This window comes from Ruegeria sp. YTSC002 (genome assembly GCF_059609845.1).
Map to the genome: position 1 here is coordinate 331,570 of NZ_JBXWML010000003.1, position 15,240 is coordinate 346,809.

Genomic DNA, 15,240 nt, shown 5'->3' on the forward strand with positions numbered 1-15,240 from the left:
GACACTTGTCATGCGTTTTCTTTCCGGCCTGATCGCCGCTGCCCTGTTTGCCCAACCTGCCCTTGCCCAATGTGGCGGTGGCTTCAATTCTTTTGTCAAAGGGCTAAAGGCCGAGGCCGTACAGCAAGGCTTTGACAAATCCACCGTGAACGCGTTTTTCAAAGGCGTACAGCAGGATGGCGCCGTGCTCAAGGCCGACCGGGCGCAGGGGGTGTTTCAGAAACCCTTCATCGAGTTTTCCCGTCGTCTGATCTCGGCCAACCGGATCGAACGCGGGCAAGCGATGTCGCGCAAATACGATGCGGTATTTGACCGGATCGAGAGGGAGTACGGCATCTCGCGCGGGGTGTTGCTGGCTTTCTGGGCGTTCGAGACCGATTACGGATCATTCCAGGGCGACTTCAACACCCGCAACGCGCTGGTGACCTTGGCCCATGACTGCCGTCGACCCGACCTGTTCCGCCCCCAAATCTTCGCGGCCATCGAACTTTATCAGAACGGTGATTTCGACCCGGCCCGCACAACGGGCGCGTGGGCCGGGGAAATCGGCATGGTCCAGATGCTGCCGCGGGACATTCTGGAAAACGGTGTCGATGGGGATGGCGACGGGCATGTCCGCCTGAAAACCTCGGCCCCCGATGCGCTGATGTCCGGCGCCAAGATGCTGTCGCATCTGGGCTGGCGCGCAGGCGAACCATGGCTGCAAGAGGTCACGGTGCCCGCGCAGATGGATTGGTCCCTGTCCGGCCCCGGCAAGCCCCGGTCGGTGGCCGATTGGCAGGCCATGGGCGTTGAGGCGCGCAGCGGGTCGCTGGCGAACCTTCCGGCCTCGCTGATCCTGCCGCAGGGGCGCAACGGCCCGGCCTTTCTGGCCTATCCAAACTTCGACGTCTATTTCGAATGGAACCAAAGCTTTGTCTATGTATTGACCGCCGCCTATTTCGGGACACGTCTGGAAGGGGCACAAATCTACGATGCCGGCAATCCCGCACAGGGTCTGAACGGGGCGCAGATGAAGCAGTTGCAAAGCAAGCTTCAGGCCAAAGGGTATGACGTTGGCAAGATCGACGGGATCCTGGGGGCTGGTACCAGAGCGGCTGTGCAGGCGGAACAGAAGCGGCTTGGCCTGCCGGCCGACGCGTGGCCGACAGTGGATTTGCTAAACCGGCTTTAGGCAGCAACCACGCTCACGCGACCCATTCCCGTTCCAGCGGAACATGGGGTACAAAGGCGTGCGTCACCACCGCGGCACCCTCGGTTTCGATTGCCGTGTTGGGCTGTATCTCGAGCCATCCCTCGTTATTGGCATCCAGTGGCTCGGACGAAATGATGATACCGTCTTTGCAGACCTTGTAATGCAAACTGGGCGCAAACCGATCCGAGGCATATCGGGCCGCAAAAACCCGTTTGCCGTCCGACCAGCAGGCGGCAAACCGAAGATAGGGTGATGCTCCGCGGCGCCTGGAAAGGGCTTCGACCCGACCGACCGCACGGGCCATTGCACCAACAGGATCGGCGTCCAGCCCTTCGCCATGAGCGATGAGAAAGATCGCCTCGCTCTCGGTTGCGCCCATGCGATGTTGGTACAGGTGCGCCGGGATCATGGCATCAAGCTCTTGCCGGATTCGTTCATGACCCCCGGCCTGACCGTTATGCATGAAACTCCACCTGCCGACACCGAAAGGGTGACAGTTGTTGCGTGAGGTCGCCGTACCCGTCGAGGCCCGTACATGGGCCAGAAACAGCCGGGATTTCGTGTGATGCGCCAATTGCTTCAGATTGGCATCAGACCACGCTGGATGGGTGTCCTTGTAAAAGCACGGCATGTCACGATCAGAATACCATGCCAGACCAAACCCATCGGCGTTTACCGGAGTTTTCCCAATCAATGCGTTTCGGCTTTGAATAACAAGCGATTGTTCTTGCTCAAGGACCAGTTCGTCCAGGTATCGCTGCTGCCCAACCCAAGCCAAAAATCGGCACATTTTTTTTTTCCCGTACATCAAAGAAGATTCTCCGGGACGATACCGCCTTGGTTGTCAGGTTTCCTTCCTTACATCATCTTGATTGTCGATTTCTGTCTATCAAATGAGCTGGAATTACGAGAATTTCAGATCATTTTTATTCACTGCGCACCGGATACCGGTCGCCTTTTTCGTCAATCAGGATCAACCTTTCCCCCCTGCGCACGTACAAATCGCACCGGCTGAACCCGTTGCGGTAGGCGATGCAGACACTGCCATCCTCGGCAATGGAATAGGTGCCAAAAGCAGAATCTCCGCTCGCGTATGTGTAGGAATAGGCCCCGCCCGCTGAGAATTTCGCTTGCCCTTCGTCGTAAAAGGTCAGCGTCTGCCCCGCCAAAGCACCAAGCTCTGCGGCCGTAAGGGGCGTGTCCCCGGTCTTGACGGGCCAGTCGGCTGCGAAGGCCGGGCTGGCGGCGATGAGGGCGGGGATCAGAAAGCGCGTCATGCACCCAGACTAGCGCGAAAAAGTCCCACACGTCATAAACTTGCAGTGAGCGAGGTCACGCGACCATCTGTTCGGCCTTCTTCAGATCGACCGAAACCAGCTGGCTGACGCCCTGTTCCTGCATGGTGACACCGAACAGGCGATCCATGCGCGCCATGGTCACCGCGTGGTGGGTGATGATCAGGAAACGCGTGTCGGTCTGGCGGCACATTTCGTCCAGCAGATCACAGAAGCGCGTTACGTTTGCATCGTCCAGTGGCGCATCAACCTCGTCCAGCACACAGATCGGGGCGGGATTGGCGAGGAAGACGCCGAAGATCAGCGCGGTCGCCGTCAGGGTCTGCTCACCGCCCGACAACAGGCTGAGGGTCGACAATTTCTTGCCCGGCGGCTGGCACATGATCTCGAGCCCCGCATCCAGCGGATCGTCACTTTCGACCATCACAAGATTGGCCTCGCCACCACCAAAGAGATGCTTGAACAACATGGCGAAGTTGGAATTCACCTGTTCAAACGCGGTCAGCAAACGCTCGCGCCCTTCGCGGTTGAGGCTGGCGATCCCGCTGCGCAGCGCCTTGATCGCCTCTTCCAGATCGGCTTTTTCGCTGCTGAGCGTATCGAATTCTTCCTGAACTTCCTTGCTGTCTTCCTCGGCCCTCAGGTTCACGGCCCCCATCGCATCGCGCTGACGTTTGTGACGGTTCACTTCGGATTCCAGAACGTCCGCAGCTGGCATCTGGTCGGGGTTCACGTCCAGCTGGTTCAGCAATTGGTTCGGGGTCAGTTGCTGATCTTCGGCAATCCGTTCGGCCGCCGCGACAACACTTTCCTTGGCCGCGTCACAGCGCGCCTCGGCCGCGGCACGGCTTTCGCGCGCTTCTGATGCCAGACGCTCGGCTTCCCGTTCGGCCAGAACGATTTCACGGTGCATGGCCTCGGCCTCGGCCAATTTGTCGGCGGCTTCGGCGCGCCGTGCTTCGGCGGCTTCGATCAGTTCGTTCAGTTCCTCACGCGCCTCGGCGATTTCGCCGGGTACGGCCATGGCCTCGGTCAGTTCTTCTTCCGAGCTTTCCTTGCGCTCGGCAAGTTCGGAAATCCGCTTTTCAGCCGTTTCCAAGCGGTGGCGCCATCCGCTGAGATCTTTCGCAACCTCCTGGGTACGACGCGTGCGGGCGTCCCCTTCGCGGCGCAATTCGTCATGGGTCGAGCGGTGGGTCAGCATGGTGATCCGCGCCGCCTCGACGGTCTGCTTGATGTCTTCCACTTCCGCGCGGGCGCTGTCGAGATCGCCCAGACCGGCCAAAGCCGCTTCGGCCTCGCGCAGTTGCGCACGGGCGGCCATGGCATCGTCCTTGTGGCGATCAACGGCGAGGGTCAGGGTTTCCAGCTTGCCCTGCGCCAGATTGCGGTCGGCCTCGGCCCGCGACAGTGCGCGCGCGGTTTCGGCCATGCGCTGGTCAGCAGCACGGCGGGCTTCTCGCGCACGGCGGTCTGCCTCGGTCACATCCGCCAATTGCTGAGACAGTGCTTCATGTGCGGCACGGGCACCGTCAGCCTGTGCTTCGGCACGGGCAAGGTCCTGTTTCAGCGCTTCCAGCCTGTTGAGCTGCTCCAACCGCAGAGCAGCAGCACTTGGCGCGTCTTCTGCCCAGGCACGGAACCCATCCCAGCGCCACAGGTCGCCCGAGCGGGACACCAGACGCTGGCCGGGTTTCAACGACGCCTGCAACCGTGCGCCCTGATCCGCATCCACCAACCCGATCTGGGCAATTCGGCGGCTGAGACGATCCGGCCCCGACACATGAAGCGCCAGTGGTTCAGCCCCTTCAGGCAACGGCTGGTCGCTGTCATATCCAGCCACCTGCACCCAGCCGGACGGGCCGTCGCCCTCGACCAGCGGTGCGCGCAGATCGTCAGCCAGAGCAGCACCCAGAGCCTTTTCATAGCCGGGTTCGACGCGCAGCAGATCCAGCACCTGACCACCTTCCGCCGTGTCGCGTTCCACCAGCTTGGCCAGCGCCGTGGTTTCGGCCCGGATCGCCCCCAGCTCGCCTTCCGCTTCGGAACGTCGCGCCCGGGCCTCGGCTTCGCGCCCTTGTGTTTCGTTGCGCAGTTCATCCGCCGCGGCAAGTGCCTCTTCAGCGGCTTCGACCGCTTCTCGGGCTTCTTCCTCGCCCATTTGGGCTTCTGCAAACGCCTCGCTGGCGCGGATCAGGGCGGTTTTCGCCTCGTCCACGGCCTGCCGGGCTTTTTCCTCTTCACCCTCGGATCGGGCCAGCGTCTTGCGACTGTCTTCGACCAGACGCTGGGCTGACTGGTGCCGGGCGACCAGGCGGGCCATATCCTCGGTTTGCTGCGACAGGTTGTCTTCGCGTTCCTGTAGGATCGAGGCCGCCTCGCGGGCGATTTCCGCCGCCTCGGCCACTTTTTCATCGTGACCTTCAGCTGCCTTGGCCAACTCGCGCGCTTCCCATTCCAGCCGTTCAATCATTTGTCCCGCATCGCGGTTCAGACCGGCTTCGCGTTCGATATCGTTGCCCAGCTGCTGGATTCGGTTGGTCAGTGTTTCGATCGTCTGACGCGCGCGGGTTTCCTGATCGGACAATTGATCGCGCTGCACCTGCTGGCGTTGCAGCACGGCGGCGGCAATGGCCTCTTCCTCGCGCAGCGGCGGAAGGGTTTCCTCGATCTCGGCACGTTTCGCGGCAGCAGCGCGGGCTTCAGCCTCGGCACGGGACGCTTCGGTGATCCGCTCACGCAGTTTTTCTTCGGCCTGCTGGCGGGCCATGTCGGCCTCTTTCCAGCGTCGATAAAGCAGCATCCCCTCGGCCTGACGCAGCTGTTCGCCAATTTCCCGATAGCGGGCCGCCTGACGGGCCTGACGCGCAAGCTGGGCCAGTTGTCCGCCCAACTGCTCCAGCACGTCATCGACGCGGGTCAGGTTGGCTTCGGTGCCTTTCAGCTTGAGCTCGGCCTCATGGCGACGCTGATAGAGGCCCGAGATCCCGGCGGCCTCTTCCAGAATGCGGCGACGGGCGCGCGGCTTGGCGTTGATCAACTCGGCAATGCGGTTCTGTCCGACCAACGCGGGCGAATGCGCGCCGGTCGAAGCATCGGCAAACAGCATCTGCACATCACGCGCCCGAACGTCTTTACCATTGGTCTTGTAGGCACTGCCCACATCGCGGGTGATGCGGCGTACGATTTCCAGTTGATCGCTGTCGTTGAACCCCGACGGTGCCAGCCTTTCCGAGTTGTCCAAGGTCAGAACGACTTCGGCAAAGTTGCGCGCCGGGCGTGTCGCCGCACCGGCAAAGATCACGTCTTCCATCGCGCCGCCGCGCATGGATTTGGGGCGGTTTTCCCCCATCACCCAGCGCAACGCTTCCAGAAGGTTGGACTTGCCGCAGCCGTTCGGGCCCACCACACCGGTCAACCCGTCCGCGATGATCAGATCGGTCGGATCAACAAAGCTTTTGAAGCCGGTCAGTTTGAGCTTGCTGAAACGCAATGGCTGCGTGTCCCATGATTCCTGTGCATTGGAAGTCTGCGCAAGGGATGGGGTCTGAGTCAACGGAGTTGCGCAGGATATGGGATATCACCCCGAGTTATCCACAACATCTTGCCGAAGTACTCAAGAATGCACGTGTTTTAATAAGGGGTGCATTCAAAGACCTGGTAACCGTAGTCGTCACCGACATTTTCATAGGTACCGTAGTCGATGCACTCGTAGTTCGGGGTCGAGACGGCCGTCAGCAACAGCCGTTCACCCGCTTCCCGGTCACACCCCAGAACACCAACCGTGACCGCCGCATCACCCAGAACATCCAGGATCGGACAGCCTGAAACCTGCGCCATCGCCAACCCGGCCCGATCCCGGACCGGTCCCAGCCGAGGGGCGTATTGTGCGTTGATCCGCACAGCCTCGGCCAGATCGCCGCGCACGCGCACGTCGAACACACTGCCGTTTACGGCCACGCGTGTGGCAGGAACATCGCGAAAATGCGGAGTGCCGGCGGCACAGGCGGCCAGAAAGAGAGGTGCGAGAAACCTGATCATGCCTCAGAATTGCAGCATTTTGGTTAACAGAACCTTTCCGGACGTCAGGCCCGCAGCACCTCTCCCAGTCGGCGAATGCCTTCGCGGATCGTCGCCTCGTCGGAATTTGAAAAACTGAGACGGATCGTGTTTGCACCGCTGCCATCCGGGAAAAACGCCTGGCCCGGAACAAATGCCACTTTGACGGTGTCCAGCGCACGCGCCAGCAGGTCAGAGCCAATCATCCCCTCGGGCAACGTGACCCAGATGAACATTCCACCCTCGGGACGTGTCCAATCCACCCCCTCCGGCATATGCTGTTCCAACGCGTTCAGCATCACATCACGACGGGCGCGATAGACGTTTCGTACTTTCGGAATATGGGTGTCAAAACAGGCCTGCGCCACCTGATGCACGGCCATCTGGTTGATGGTCGCGGAATGAAGGTCGGCTGCCTGTTTCAGCAGTACCATCTGAGAAATGACTGGCTTGGATGCAACGACCCATCCCATGCGCAAACCCGGCGACAGCGTTTTCGAGAAACTGCCGCAATAGATCGTCCGGCAGTCCTCGATTGACCCTTTGCGGGCCTGCTCCAATGACAGTATGGGGGGGATCGGGTCCCCGTCATAGCGCAGAGCCTGATAGGCTCCGTCCTCGATCAACGCGCAATCCAGTTCCTCGGCCAGATCCAGCAGAGCCTCCCTGCCCTGCAAATCCACGGTTTCTCCTGTCGGGTTTGCAAAATCCGCCGACAGATAGGCGAATTTAACTGCGCCTTCGCCTGCTGCGGCCTTGTATTCCTTGGCCCCCTGATTGCCATTGAGCCGGTCAAAGCGCGGCTCATAAGCGTTGAATGCCGCCAGCGCACCCAGGTAAGTGGGCCACCCAACCAGGGCCGTATCGCCGGGGGACAGGAACAGCTTTCCCAGATAGTCCAGCGCCTGCTGCGAGCCCGAGGTGATCAGGATGTTGTCGATGTCACACTCCACCCCGATTTCGTGCATGTGCTGCACCAGCCATTGCCGCAAGGGGACATAGCCTTCGCTGACCGAATATTGCAGCGCCTGCGCTTGCATATCTGGCCCCAGGGCCTGCTGAAACGCCTGTGCAAATGCATCGGCGGGAAACAGGGCGGGATCAGGAATCCCTCCGGCAAAGGAAATGATGCCGGGTTGGTTGAGCAGCTTCAGCAATTCGCGAATCTCTGACGCTTTCATCCGCGAAGTCCGGGTGGCAAACAAAGGGTGTTGGGACATGAGGCTCCTCCGATCTCAATTCGACGCAGCTTATGCCCTCTTGTATTAAAGTCAACATTGCTGACCTTATTTTTCGGCGGATGTGAACGGGGTTTCTTGAACAGCACCGGCGTCCATGGTCAAATGAATTGACCAATTTCGGAAGATGAGATGCCCTTTCACAAAGTTCAGACGGAAAAGCTGTCGCTCGCGGTCGTTCGCCAGATCGAGCTTCTGATCCTGCGTGGCATCCTGCGCCCCGGCGAGCGCCTGCCATCCGAGCGGGAGTTGGCAGAGCGCATGGGCGTTTCGCGCCCGTCCTTGCGTGATGCGATTTCCGAACTTCAGGAACAGGGGCTTTTGACCGCGAAAGCCGGATCCGGGATCTATGTGGCCGAGGTTCTGGGCTCTGCCTTTTCCCCGGCGCTGATCCGTTTGTTCGGCAGCCACGAGGAAGCGGTATTCGATTACCTGTCCTTTCGCCGTGACATGGAAGGGCTGGCGGCAGAACGGGCCGCGCGGTTGGGATCAGACAGCGACCTGAAAGTCGTTCAGGCGATCTTTGACAAGATGCAGGCGGCCCACAACCGAAACGCCGCGAATGACGAGGCGCAGCTGGACGCCGAGTTCCACATGGCCATCATCGAAGCCAGCCACAATGTGGTGATGCTGCACATGATGCGGTCGATGTATGACCTTCTGGTGCAGGGGGTGTTCTACAACCGTCAGACCATGTTCCGTCAGCGCGCCACCCGCGAGGCCATCCTGGATCAGCACCGCGCCATCAATGTGGCGCTGCAAGAGCGTGATCCTTTGGCTGCACGAAATGCAATTGAACGCCATTTGGACTTTGTGGAACGCTGTATGGCGGACCAGCAAAAGGCCGATCGAAACGAAGCTATTGCGCAACAAAGGCTGCAACACGAAACCGGGCGGACCTAAAGGCCATCCCGATTTTTAAGACAGTGCAGCGCAAGGCCGGGACTAGGCAGCCCCTGACGCGGCTGGCAGCAGATGTCGGGGGAACGGAGCGCCGCTGCCTTCTCCCAGACGGTCCTCGGTGGCCAGAGTTGTCAGCGCCGGGTCGATGAACAGCCTTGCGCCGCGATCCCTCAGACGTTTGTGCAGCATAACATGTTCGCACACCTGTTGGCCTTTTTCGTCCCGGCAAGAATAGCGCACCCCCCGCAGCGCGCGGGATTTATACAACCCGGCGCCGCCGAATGCGCTGTCGACCGGGATCAGGGGCGTGTCGGCAGGAATGTGAAACTGGCGGTCGAAAACTGCGGACTTCATGACAGACCGGCGCCACTTGCGACGCCCGAACAGCGGCCTGCGTGTGCTTTGAATGCGTTGCCACACGTCTTCATCACACCAACCCGAACACCGCAGAGCGTAGATATCGTCATACGCTGGTTTGGGGTTGGCGAAAACGCCCTCCCACAAAGGGGCGACCCGCTGCGCTGCTGTCAGAACCGCCTGAGCATCCAGGCAGGTATTCGGGCCATCCAGATCCAACACCAGCGTCAACTCCAGGTCCCTGTCCTGATCCTCGAGTTTTTTGAGAACCGCGTTTCTGGCCGCCGTGATACGCTCGACCCGGTTTGGCAATTCTGACGCCAGACCATCCAGTCGCATGATATCGACATGCCGGCTTTGGCCCGCATAGTCGGACAACACTTGATCCGTGCCATCCGTGTTGTCGTTCGTGGCAATGGTGACGGTGAACCGATGCAACTGCGCAGACAGGTTTTCGATCCTGTTGATCGTGTCGATCAGCGCCGACCCGCCATTTCGGACGACACCGACAATATTCATCGAAACTGCGTTGCCTGACACCGCCTGTCTTTCCCTGTAAATGTCACGCCCCCATCAGGGCGCTCCTATCAACCTGATCCCCGGCAGGTCGTAGGATTCGGAGTGTTTGAAACAACAGAAACAGAAGCACGACAAAAACAAAAGACCCGACAGCCAAAAGCTCTCGGGTCGTCTGTATCACTTGTCTGTCGGGGTCACCCGTCAGTGCAGCTTGGCATCCACGTCTGCAATCGATGCATCGATCAGCTTGTTGGCCTGCGCTGCGGTCATTTGCTTTGCCAGAACCGAGCTGGCCGCCGAAACCGCAACCGAAACGGCCTGATCGCGCACTTCCTTCAGTGCAGACGCTTCGGCCGAAGCGATCTGGTCCTGAGCTGCGGCAAGACGACGCTCGATCGACTTTTCCAAGTCAGCTTTCGCCTGTTCTGCCGCCAAGGCTGCGTCTTCCTTCGCTGCCGCGACAATCGCATCGGCCTGCCCCTGAACTTCACGCTGCTTGCGCTCGTACGAGGCCAGCAAACTGCGTGCTTCTTCATGCAGAGCACGGGCTTCGTCCAGTTCGGATTTGATGCCTTCGGCACGGTTGTCCAGCGCGCCGCCGATCATACCGGGGACCTTGAAGTAGAACAGGACCGCGATGAAGACGATAAAGCCCAGCAGGACGACAAAGTCGGTATTGCCAAGCGAAAAGAACGGGCCGCTTGCCGCCAGCGCGGGGCTGGCTGCACCAACGGTCAGGATAAGGGCAAGAGTGTTCCGCATGTCACTTATCCTTTCGTCTGTGCGTCTACTGCACTGTTGATGGCTTTGGCATCTGCCTCGCCGCCCAGTGCGGTGACCAGTTCAGCCGCCGTATCCTTGGCAACCACTTGAATGCTTTCCAGTGCACCGGCACGGATTTCGGCGATTGCCTTTTCCGATTCAGCCGCCTTGGCAGCGATTTCCGCATCCGCCTTGGCAATCGCGTCATCCAGTCCAGCCTGAATTTCAGCGCGTGCTTCGGCAGCGATCCGCTGCGCTTCGGCACGGGCATCGGCCAGCGCCTTGTTATAGGCCTCTTCGGCCTCGACCGCCTTGGCCTTCAGATCTTCGGCCGCAGCCAGGTCATTTGTAATGGTCCCCTGACGTTCAGCCAGGATTGCCGCGATGCGCGGCAGGGCCACGCGGGACAGGACCAGAAAGATGACGACCAGCGTAATGACCAGCCAGAAAATCTGGTTGGGGAACCAATCGAAGCAGAGCTGCGGCATCCCGATGGCAGAGCCATGCGAGTCGACGCACGAGCCAACCACTTCTTCGCTAATGGGTTCAGTCGCCATGATGTCCTCCGTCGGAACGTTGTCTTTACAACAGGTGGGCCGCTATGGCTTGGGCCCACCTGCGCGTAAGGATCAGGTTCCGCAGATCAGACGGCGAACATCAGCAGCAGCGAGACCAGGAATGCGAAGATGCCCAGCGCTTCTGCGAATGCGATACCGATGAACAGGGTCGCGGTCTGCGAAGCAGCCGCCGAAGGGTTGCGCAGGGCGCCGGCCAGGAAGTTGCCTGCTACGTTGCCCACCCCGATTGCGGCTGCGCCGGAACCGATTGCTGCCAGGCCTGCGCCGATGTGTGCGAGATCGCCTTCCATGATGTATCTCCTTACGAATTGGAAGTTTCGATGTTGGGGTATCGGACCTTAGTGCGAAGGATGCAGCGCATCTTTCAGATAAACACAGGTCAGAATGGTGAATACGTAGGCCTGAATGAAGGCCACCAGGACCTCAAGGCCGTACATTGCGGTGATCGCCAGAACCGACACGGGCGAGATCACGGCAATCGCGGCGAAGCCTGCGAAAACCTTGATAACCGCGTGGCCTGCCATGACGTTGCCGGCAAGACGAATGGAGTGGCTGACCGGCCGCACGAAGTACGAGATCAGCTCGATGATCGCCAGAATCGGACGCAGCGCCAGCGGCGCGCTGGACACCCAGAACAGACCCAGGAACGCGGCGCCGTTCTTGACGAAACCCAGAATGGTCACAGTCAGGAACACGGCCAGTGCCAGCGGGATGGTCACGGCGAAATGCGACGTGGTGGTGAACGAGGTCGGGATCAGACCCAGGAAGTTCGCCACGACAATGAACATGAACAGGGTCATGACATAAGGGAAGTACTTGACGCCTTCCTTGCCGCAGATGTCTTCCAGCATCTTGTAGATGAAGCCATAGGCCAGCTCGGCCACCGACTGCATACGCGTCGGCACAATGGCACGTTTGGATGTGGGCAGAACCAGCAGAGCTGTTACGGCCAGCACCGCAAAGAACAACCACAGAGTCACGTTGGTGACCGTGAACATGCCTACCGCACCGTCGCCGAACAGCGGCTTGACGATGAACTGATCCATCGGGTGGAATACCAGGCTGCTGCCTTCTGCTGCGGTGGTCTCAGTTGCCACGTTCAGTCCCTCTCGTCCTTCTCGGCAGCCGATGCCGCCGTTTGTTTATCTTGAGCCTCTTTCGCGCTGCGGAGCATAACCTTCACGCCCGCGACAAGGCCCAGCAGTGTGAACAGCACCAGAAAGATCGGGATCGTCCCGAGCAGGCTGTCCAGCCCGTATCCGATGCCAAATCCGATCCCAAGACCGGAAACCATTTCGATGACCATCCGCCAGGCAAGCTCGCCCCCGGACACGTCAGCGTCCGCACGAGGTTTTGGCGCCTTGGCCTTTTTCGCCGCCTCGATCTTGGCCTCCAGCTGCGCCATACGCTGCTTTTGGTCATCATCGGTCACGGGCGTTTCCCTCGTACAGTCTTGGGCATGGTGCTAAGGCGCGGCGCGCGCAGAGTCAACGACCTTGAATGCCCTCGTTGACGCAGCCTAAAATATTGAATTTGTTATGATTTTCACAATACCCAAGACGCGCCATTCGTTTCGATGACCGCCGTTGCACCGCCAAAGCCCTGAATCCGCATATTCAACCAAATGGTTGACCAATCCCGACGGCTATGGTTGAGCGGTCACATGTCCAACGATCTCGACACAGTCTTTGCGGCCCTCGCCGACCCCACCCGCCGCGCCATTCTGGCGATGCTGCTGGAGGATGACATGGCGGTGACGGATGTGGCCGAACCGTTCGAGATGTCGCTGGCCGCGATCTCCAAACACCTGGTCATCCTGACCAAGGCCGGTCTGATCAGTCAGGAAAAACGCGGGCGGGTAAAATGGTGCAAGCTGGAACCTGACGCCTTGCGCGCCGCCTCGGTCTGGATGCAGGGGTTCGGACAATTCGAGCCTGTCAATCTGGACGCGTTCGAGCGGTTTCTGGAAGCTGAACTGCCAAAGTCGGGCGAGGCCTAGCGCACCACAAAAACCGACATGCTGGCGTGTTTCGCCAGATAACCGGCGTGGCTGGAAAAAATATAGTCGGTGATCCGGGGCGCGTGGGTGCCGACAATGACCAGATCTGCGCCGATCTCCTCGGCCGCGCGGGTCAGATCGCTGTCCACCTCTGCGGCAACGTCGACCGAGTGGATTTTGCGCATGGAAACGTCTGATCCACTTTCTGCGGCCAACTGTTCGGTGAACTCTGCCAGTTCCTTGTCAATCTCGGCTTCGGTTTCCGAGGATTCGCCCATATGGGCCCCGGTGACGCTGACCAGAGTGATTTTGGCCCCCTGCCATTTCGCAACTTGTGCAGCGACATCGGCCGCTTTGCGAACCTCGGGCGGTAGATGCCGGTCAACCGGCAACATGATGTGTTTGAACATGATCTCCTCCTTTAGCCTGCTGACGAAGCTAATGGAGGTGCCGCAGGGGCGCCTTGATCTGGCTCAACAAATTTCACCTCTGGAATACATCTTGGACCTGCCGTGTATTTCCAGCGCAGATGTGGCTTATTCCCTGGCGCGACGAACTGGAACCGAGGGCGGGACTTCCTCTTTCAACAACATCAGCAGGGCGATGATTGTCAGCGCCACACCACCCAGGATCAAACCCGGTGGCACGCCTTTGCCCAGCGCAATCTCCCACAGAATGACCCAGCTGGGTACCAGATAGGTATAGGCCATGACCTTGGCCGACGGCAGCCGGAGTGAGGAAAACTGCACCAGCACAAAACTGGCTGCCGTGGCAAAGAACGAAATATAGAACAGGCCGATCCAGACAATAGCCGGAAGCGCAACCCAATCGGTGGCCATCAGGTCGGACCAGCCGAACACGACCAACAACAGGCACCCGGCGACCAGCGTTCCGAAGGTGAACACCACGGCGGGCTCTCCTCGGTTCAGTTTGCGGATCATGGGCGTGTAGATCGCATGGGCGACGCAGCCCCAGAAATAGATGATTTCTCCGCCACCGATTTCAAAGGCGCGGAACATCTGCCAGTCGGCCCGAAAGATCACCCATAGCGCGCCCACAGCGCCAATGCTCAGGGCCAGCGCCATGCGCGGCGTGGTGATCTGACGCAACAAGACCCACCCCGCCATGGCAGAGACAACTGGTGTCAGGGTGAACACCGCCGCCGCACTGACAGGCGGGGCGGTTTGCAACCCATAAAACATCAGGACGAAATAGGTGGCGAACAAAGCCCCGAGCACCAGATAGCGCCAAGGGGCCTGCGCGGCGCTGCGCGGCAGGCCGGTTGTCGCCAGTGCGGCCAAACCAATCACGGCAGCGGCAATGGCAAAGCGCACCGCGTTCAGAGCAGCCGGGGCGATTTCGTTGGCGATCATGGACCCCAGCGAAAAGCTGCCTGCCACAAGGGCTGAAAAAGCGAGCATGGCCAGATGGCCACGCATCTGCGGGCTCATGGCTGCCAGCCTTTGGCTTCTTCCTTCAGAAAGCTCAGGAACGCCTGTACCTTTGTGGTGCGGTGCAAATCCACGTGGGTCACCAGCCACAGATTGCCGAACCATTCCGGCAGCGGATCAATCACCTCGACCAGATTGTCGTGGCGGGCGGCCTCCCAACGGGCCATGAAGCCGATGCCGGCACCAGCCAGAACGGCCTCGCGCATGCAGAAGTTGTTGGTGCAGCGGAAAGTGATGCGTTCGGCGGGTACCGTCGCGCGCAGCCAGCGTGTGAACGGCGCGCGGCTGGTCTCATCATCGGAACTGACGAAGTGATGGCGTGTGAAATCCTCGATTCCGGATGGTTTGCCGAACCGTTCGATGTACGAGGTGCTGGCATAAAGACCAACCTCCTGCTGCCGGAAAGGCTGGACAACGTTGTCAGGTTGGTCGGGGGCCGATCCGGCGCGGATCGCCACATGCGCCTCGCCATACTCCAGCCGGAACAGCCGGTCGCCCGTCAGGTATCGCACGATCAGGTCCGGATGCATCTTTTGAAACGTGGTGAGCGTCGGCACGACCAACGGCGCAAGAGACCCCAGAGAAGTCACGACCAATTCACCCGAGACGTCGTCTCCGCGACCCTTCATCCGGCCGACAAGCTGATTGAACTGATCTTCGGTCGCCTGCGCCACACGCAGCAGATCGTCGCCTGCTTCGGTCGGCGTATACCCACGCGCGTGGCGCTGGAATAATTTGACACCCAACCGCGACTCGATCGCATCGATGTGACGGATCACGGTGGCATGGTGAACGCCCAGAACCTCTGCCGCGCCGCTGACCGTCCCCATGCGCGCCACCTGATAGGCGGTTCTCACTTCATCCCAATTGTCCATGGCAATGTC

Annotated in this window: 17 protein-coding genes; 3 read left to right on the plus strand and 14 right to left on the minus strand. The window is 60.1% G+C overall.

What is annotated here, in order from left to right; translation table 11 throughout:
• Positions 1 to 10: 10 nt before the first annotated feature.
• Positions 11 to 1,174 carry a lytic murein transglycosylase gene (locus AC2FFD_RS09270; RefSeq protein ID WP_257600111.1) on the plus strand — a complete coding sequence of 388 codons (1,164 nt, stop codon included), beginning with the start codon at positions 11 to 13 and terminating at the stop codon, positions 1,172 to 1,174.
• Between the two features lie 13 nt (positions 1,175 to 1,187).
• Here AC2FFD_RS09270 and AC2FFD_RS09275 read toward each other — a convergent pair whose 3' ends face one another.
• From AC2FFD_RS09275 to AC2FFD_RS09295, 5 genes are all read right to left on the minus strand, one after another.
• On the minus strand, positions 1,188 to 1,985 hold the full coding sequence (locus AC2FFD_RS09275) for a class II glutamine amidotransferase (protein WP_496872900.1): 798 nt from the start codon (positions 1,983 to 1,985) through the stop codon (positions 1,188 to 1,190).
• A 136-nt stretch (positions 1,986 to 2,121) separates the two neighbouring features.
• Positions 2,122 to 2,472: a hypothetical protein gene (locus AC2FFD_RS09280; RefSeq protein ID WP_496872901.1), complete on the minus strand. Its 351-nt coding sequence runs from the start codon at positions 2,470 to 2,472 to the stop codon at positions 2,122 to 2,124.
• A 55-nt stretch (positions 2,473 to 2,527) separates the two neighbouring features.
• The gene (locus AC2FFD_RS09285) at positions 2,528 to 5,983 is read right to left on the minus strand and encodes a chromosome segregation SMC family protein (RefSeq protein ID WP_496872902.1); all 3,456 of its coding nucleotides are present in this window, start codon (positions 5,981 to 5,983) and stop codon (positions 2,528 to 2,530) included.
• A gap of 140 nt (positions 5,984 to 6,123) precedes the next feature.
• The gene (locus AC2FFD_RS09290) at positions 6,124 to 6,531 is read right to left on the minus strand and encodes a hypothetical protein (protein ID WP_170344808.1); all 408 of its coding nucleotides are present in this window, start codon (positions 6,529 to 6,531) and stop codon (positions 6,124 to 6,126) included.
• 44 nt (positions 6,532 to 6,575) lie between these two features.
• Complete coding sequence (locus AC2FFD_RS09295; RefSeq protein WP_496872903.1) at positions 6,576 to 7,769, minus strand: aminotransferase-like domain-containing protein; 1,194 nt, start codon at positions 7,767 to 7,769, stop codon at positions 6,576 to 6,578.
• A gap of 150 nt (positions 7,770 to 7,919) precedes the next feature.
• Between AC2FFD_RS09295 and AC2FFD_RS09300 the strand changes: the two genes are divergently transcribed.
• Entirely contained in the window at positions 7,920 to 8,690 is a 771-nt protein-coding gene (locus AC2FFD_RS09300; RefSeq protein ID WP_257600105.1) for a FadR/GntR family transcriptional regulator, read from the plus strand.
• A 42-nt stretch (positions 8,691 to 8,732) separates the two neighbouring features.
• On the opposite strand, the gene AC2FFD_RS09305 is transcribed toward AC2FFD_RS09300, so the two are convergent.
• The 6 genes from AC2FFD_RS09305 to AC2FFD_RS09330 form a co-directional block, all read right to left on the minus strand.
• On the minus strand, positions 8,733 to 9,566 hold the full coding sequence (locus tag AC2FFD_RS09305; RefSeq protein WP_480685263.1) for a hypothetical protein: 834 nt from the start codon (positions 9,564 to 9,566) through the stop codon (positions 8,733 to 8,735).
• Positions 9,567 to 9,767: 201 nt separating this feature from the next.
• Positions 9,768 to 10,328, minus strand: coding sequence for a F0F1 ATP synthase subunit B (locus tag AC2FFD_RS09310; RefSeq protein ID WP_170344804.1), 561 nt, complete (start codon positions 10,326 to 10,328; stop codon positions 9,768 to 9,770).
• A gap of 5 nt (positions 10,329 to 10,333) precedes the next feature.
• Positions 10,334 to 10,885: a F0F1 ATP synthase subunit B' gene (locus AC2FFD_RS09315; RefSeq protein ID WP_171205726.1), complete on the minus strand. Its 552-nt coding sequence runs from the start codon at positions 10,883 to 10,885 to the stop codon at positions 10,334 to 10,336.
• Positions 10,886 to 10,971: 86 nt separating this feature from the next.
• The gene (locus AC2FFD_RS09320) at positions 10,972 to 11,196 is read right to left on the minus strand and encodes a F0F1 ATP synthase subunit C (RefSeq protein WP_005981269.1); all 225 of its coding nucleotides are present in this window, start codon (positions 11,194 to 11,196) and stop codon (positions 10,972 to 10,974) included.
• A gap of 48 nt (positions 11,197 to 11,244) precedes the next feature.
• Complete coding sequence (locus AC2FFD_RS09325) at positions 11,245 to 12,003, minus strand: F0F1 ATP synthase subunit A (RefSeq protein ID WP_171205725.1); 759 nt, start codon at positions 12,001 to 12,003, stop codon at positions 11,245 to 11,247.
• Between the two features lie 2 nt (positions 12,004 to 12,005).
• The gene (locus tag AC2FFD_RS09330) at positions 12,006 to 12,338 is read right to left on the minus strand and encodes an AtpZ/AtpI family protein (protein WP_170344799.1); all 333 of its coding nucleotides are present in this window, start codon (positions 12,336 to 12,338) and stop codon (positions 12,006 to 12,008) included.
• Between the two features lie 231 nt (positions 12,339 to 12,569).
• Here AC2FFD_RS09330 and AC2FFD_RS09335 point away from each other — a divergent pair, with 231 nt between their 5' ends.
• Complete coding sequence (locus AC2FFD_RS09335) at positions 12,570 to 12,905, plus strand: ArsR/SmtB family transcription factor (RefSeq protein WP_170344797.1); 336 nt, start codon at positions 12,570 to 12,572, stop codon at positions 12,903 to 12,905.
• On the opposite strand, the gene AC2FFD_RS09340 is transcribed toward AC2FFD_RS09335, so the two are convergent.
• From AC2FFD_RS09340 to AC2FFD_RS09350, 3 genes are all read right to left on the minus strand, one after another.
• Positions 12,902 to 13,315: a universal stress protein gene (locus AC2FFD_RS09340; protein ID WP_170344796.1), complete on the minus strand. Its 414-nt coding sequence runs from the start codon at positions 13,313 to 13,315 to the stop codon at positions 12,902 to 12,904. The two genes, AC2FFD_RS09335 and AC2FFD_RS09340, sit on opposite strands and share 4 nt — an antisense overlap.
• Positions 13,316 to 13,441: 126 nt before the next feature.
• On the minus strand, positions 13,442 to 14,356 hold the full coding sequence (locus AC2FFD_RS09345; RefSeq protein WP_496872904.1) for a DMT family transporter: 915 nt from the start codon (positions 14,354 to 14,356) through the stop codon (positions 13,442 to 13,444).
• Positions 14,353 to 15,231, minus strand: a complete 879-nt coding sequence (locus tag AC2FFD_RS09350; protein ID WP_425080183.1) for a LysR family transcriptional regulator — start codon at positions 15,229 to 15,231, stop codon at positions 14,353 to 14,355. The genes AC2FFD_RS09345 and AC2FFD_RS09350 overlap by 4 nt, the downstream gene beginning before the upstream one ends.
• Between the last annotated feature and the right edge of the window lie 9 nt (positions 15,232 to 15,240).

Bases quoted from the DNA above. Each gene is read 5' to 3' on its own strand.
- AC2FFD_RS09305 (WP_480685263.1), bottom strand. From the start codon at position 9,566: ATGAATATTGTCGGTGTCGTCCGAAATGGCGGGTCGGCGCTGATCGAC.
- AC2FFD_RS09340 (WP_170344796.1), bottom strand. From the start codon at position 13,315: ATGTTCAAACACATCATGTTGCCGGTTGACCGGCATCTACCGCCCGAG.
- AC2FFD_RS09290 (WP_170344808.1), bottom strand. From the start codon at position 6,531: ATGATCAGGTTTCTCGCACCTCTCTTTCTGGCCGCCTGTGCCGCCGGC.
- AC2FFD_RS09335 (WP_170344797.1), top strand. From the start codon at position 12,570: ATGTCCAACGATCTCGACACAGTCTTTGCGGCCCTCGCCGACCCCACC.
- AC2FFD_RS09295 (WP_496872903.1), bottom strand. From the start codon at position 7,769: ATGTCCCAACACCCTTTGTTTGCCACCCGGACTTCGCGGATGAAAGCG.
- AC2FFD_RS09280 (WP_496872901.1), bottom strand. From the start codon at position 2,472: ATGACGCGCTTTCTGATCCCCGCCCTCATCGCCGCCAGCCCGGCCTTC.
- AC2FFD_RS09345 (WP_496872904.1), bottom strand. From the start codon at position 14,356: ATGAGCCCGCAGATGCGTGGCCATCTGGCCATGCTCGCTTTTTCAGCC.
- AC2FFD_RS09270 (WP_257600111.1), top strand. From the start codon at position 11: ATGCGTTTTCTTTCCGGCCTGATCGCCGCTGCCCTGTTTGCCCAACCT.
- AC2FFD_RS09275 (WP_496872900.1), bottom strand. From the start codon at position 1,985: ATGTGCCGATTTTTGGCTTGGGTTGGGCAGCAGCGATACCTGGACGAA.
- AC2FFD_RS09350 (WP_425080183.1), bottom strand. From the start codon at position 15,231: ATGGACAATTGGGATGAAGTGAGAACCGCCTATCAGGTGGCGCGCATG.
- AC2FFD_RS09320 (WP_005981269.1), bottom strand. From the start codon at position 11,196: ATGGAAGGCGATCTCGCACACATCGGCGCAGGCCTGGCAGCAATCGGT.
- AC2FFD_RS09315 (WP_171205726.1), bottom strand. From the start codon at position 10,885: ATGGCGACTGAACCCATTAGCGAAGAAGTGGTTGGCTCGTGCGTCGAC.
- AC2FFD_RS09310 (WP_170344804.1), bottom strand. From the start codon at position 10,328: ATGCGGAACACTCTTGCCCTTATCCTGACCGTTGGTGCAGCCAGCCCC.
- AC2FFD_RS09300 (WP_257600105.1), top strand. From the start codon at position 7,920: ATGCCCTTTCACAAAGTTCAGACGGAAAAGCTGTCGCTCGCGGTCGTT.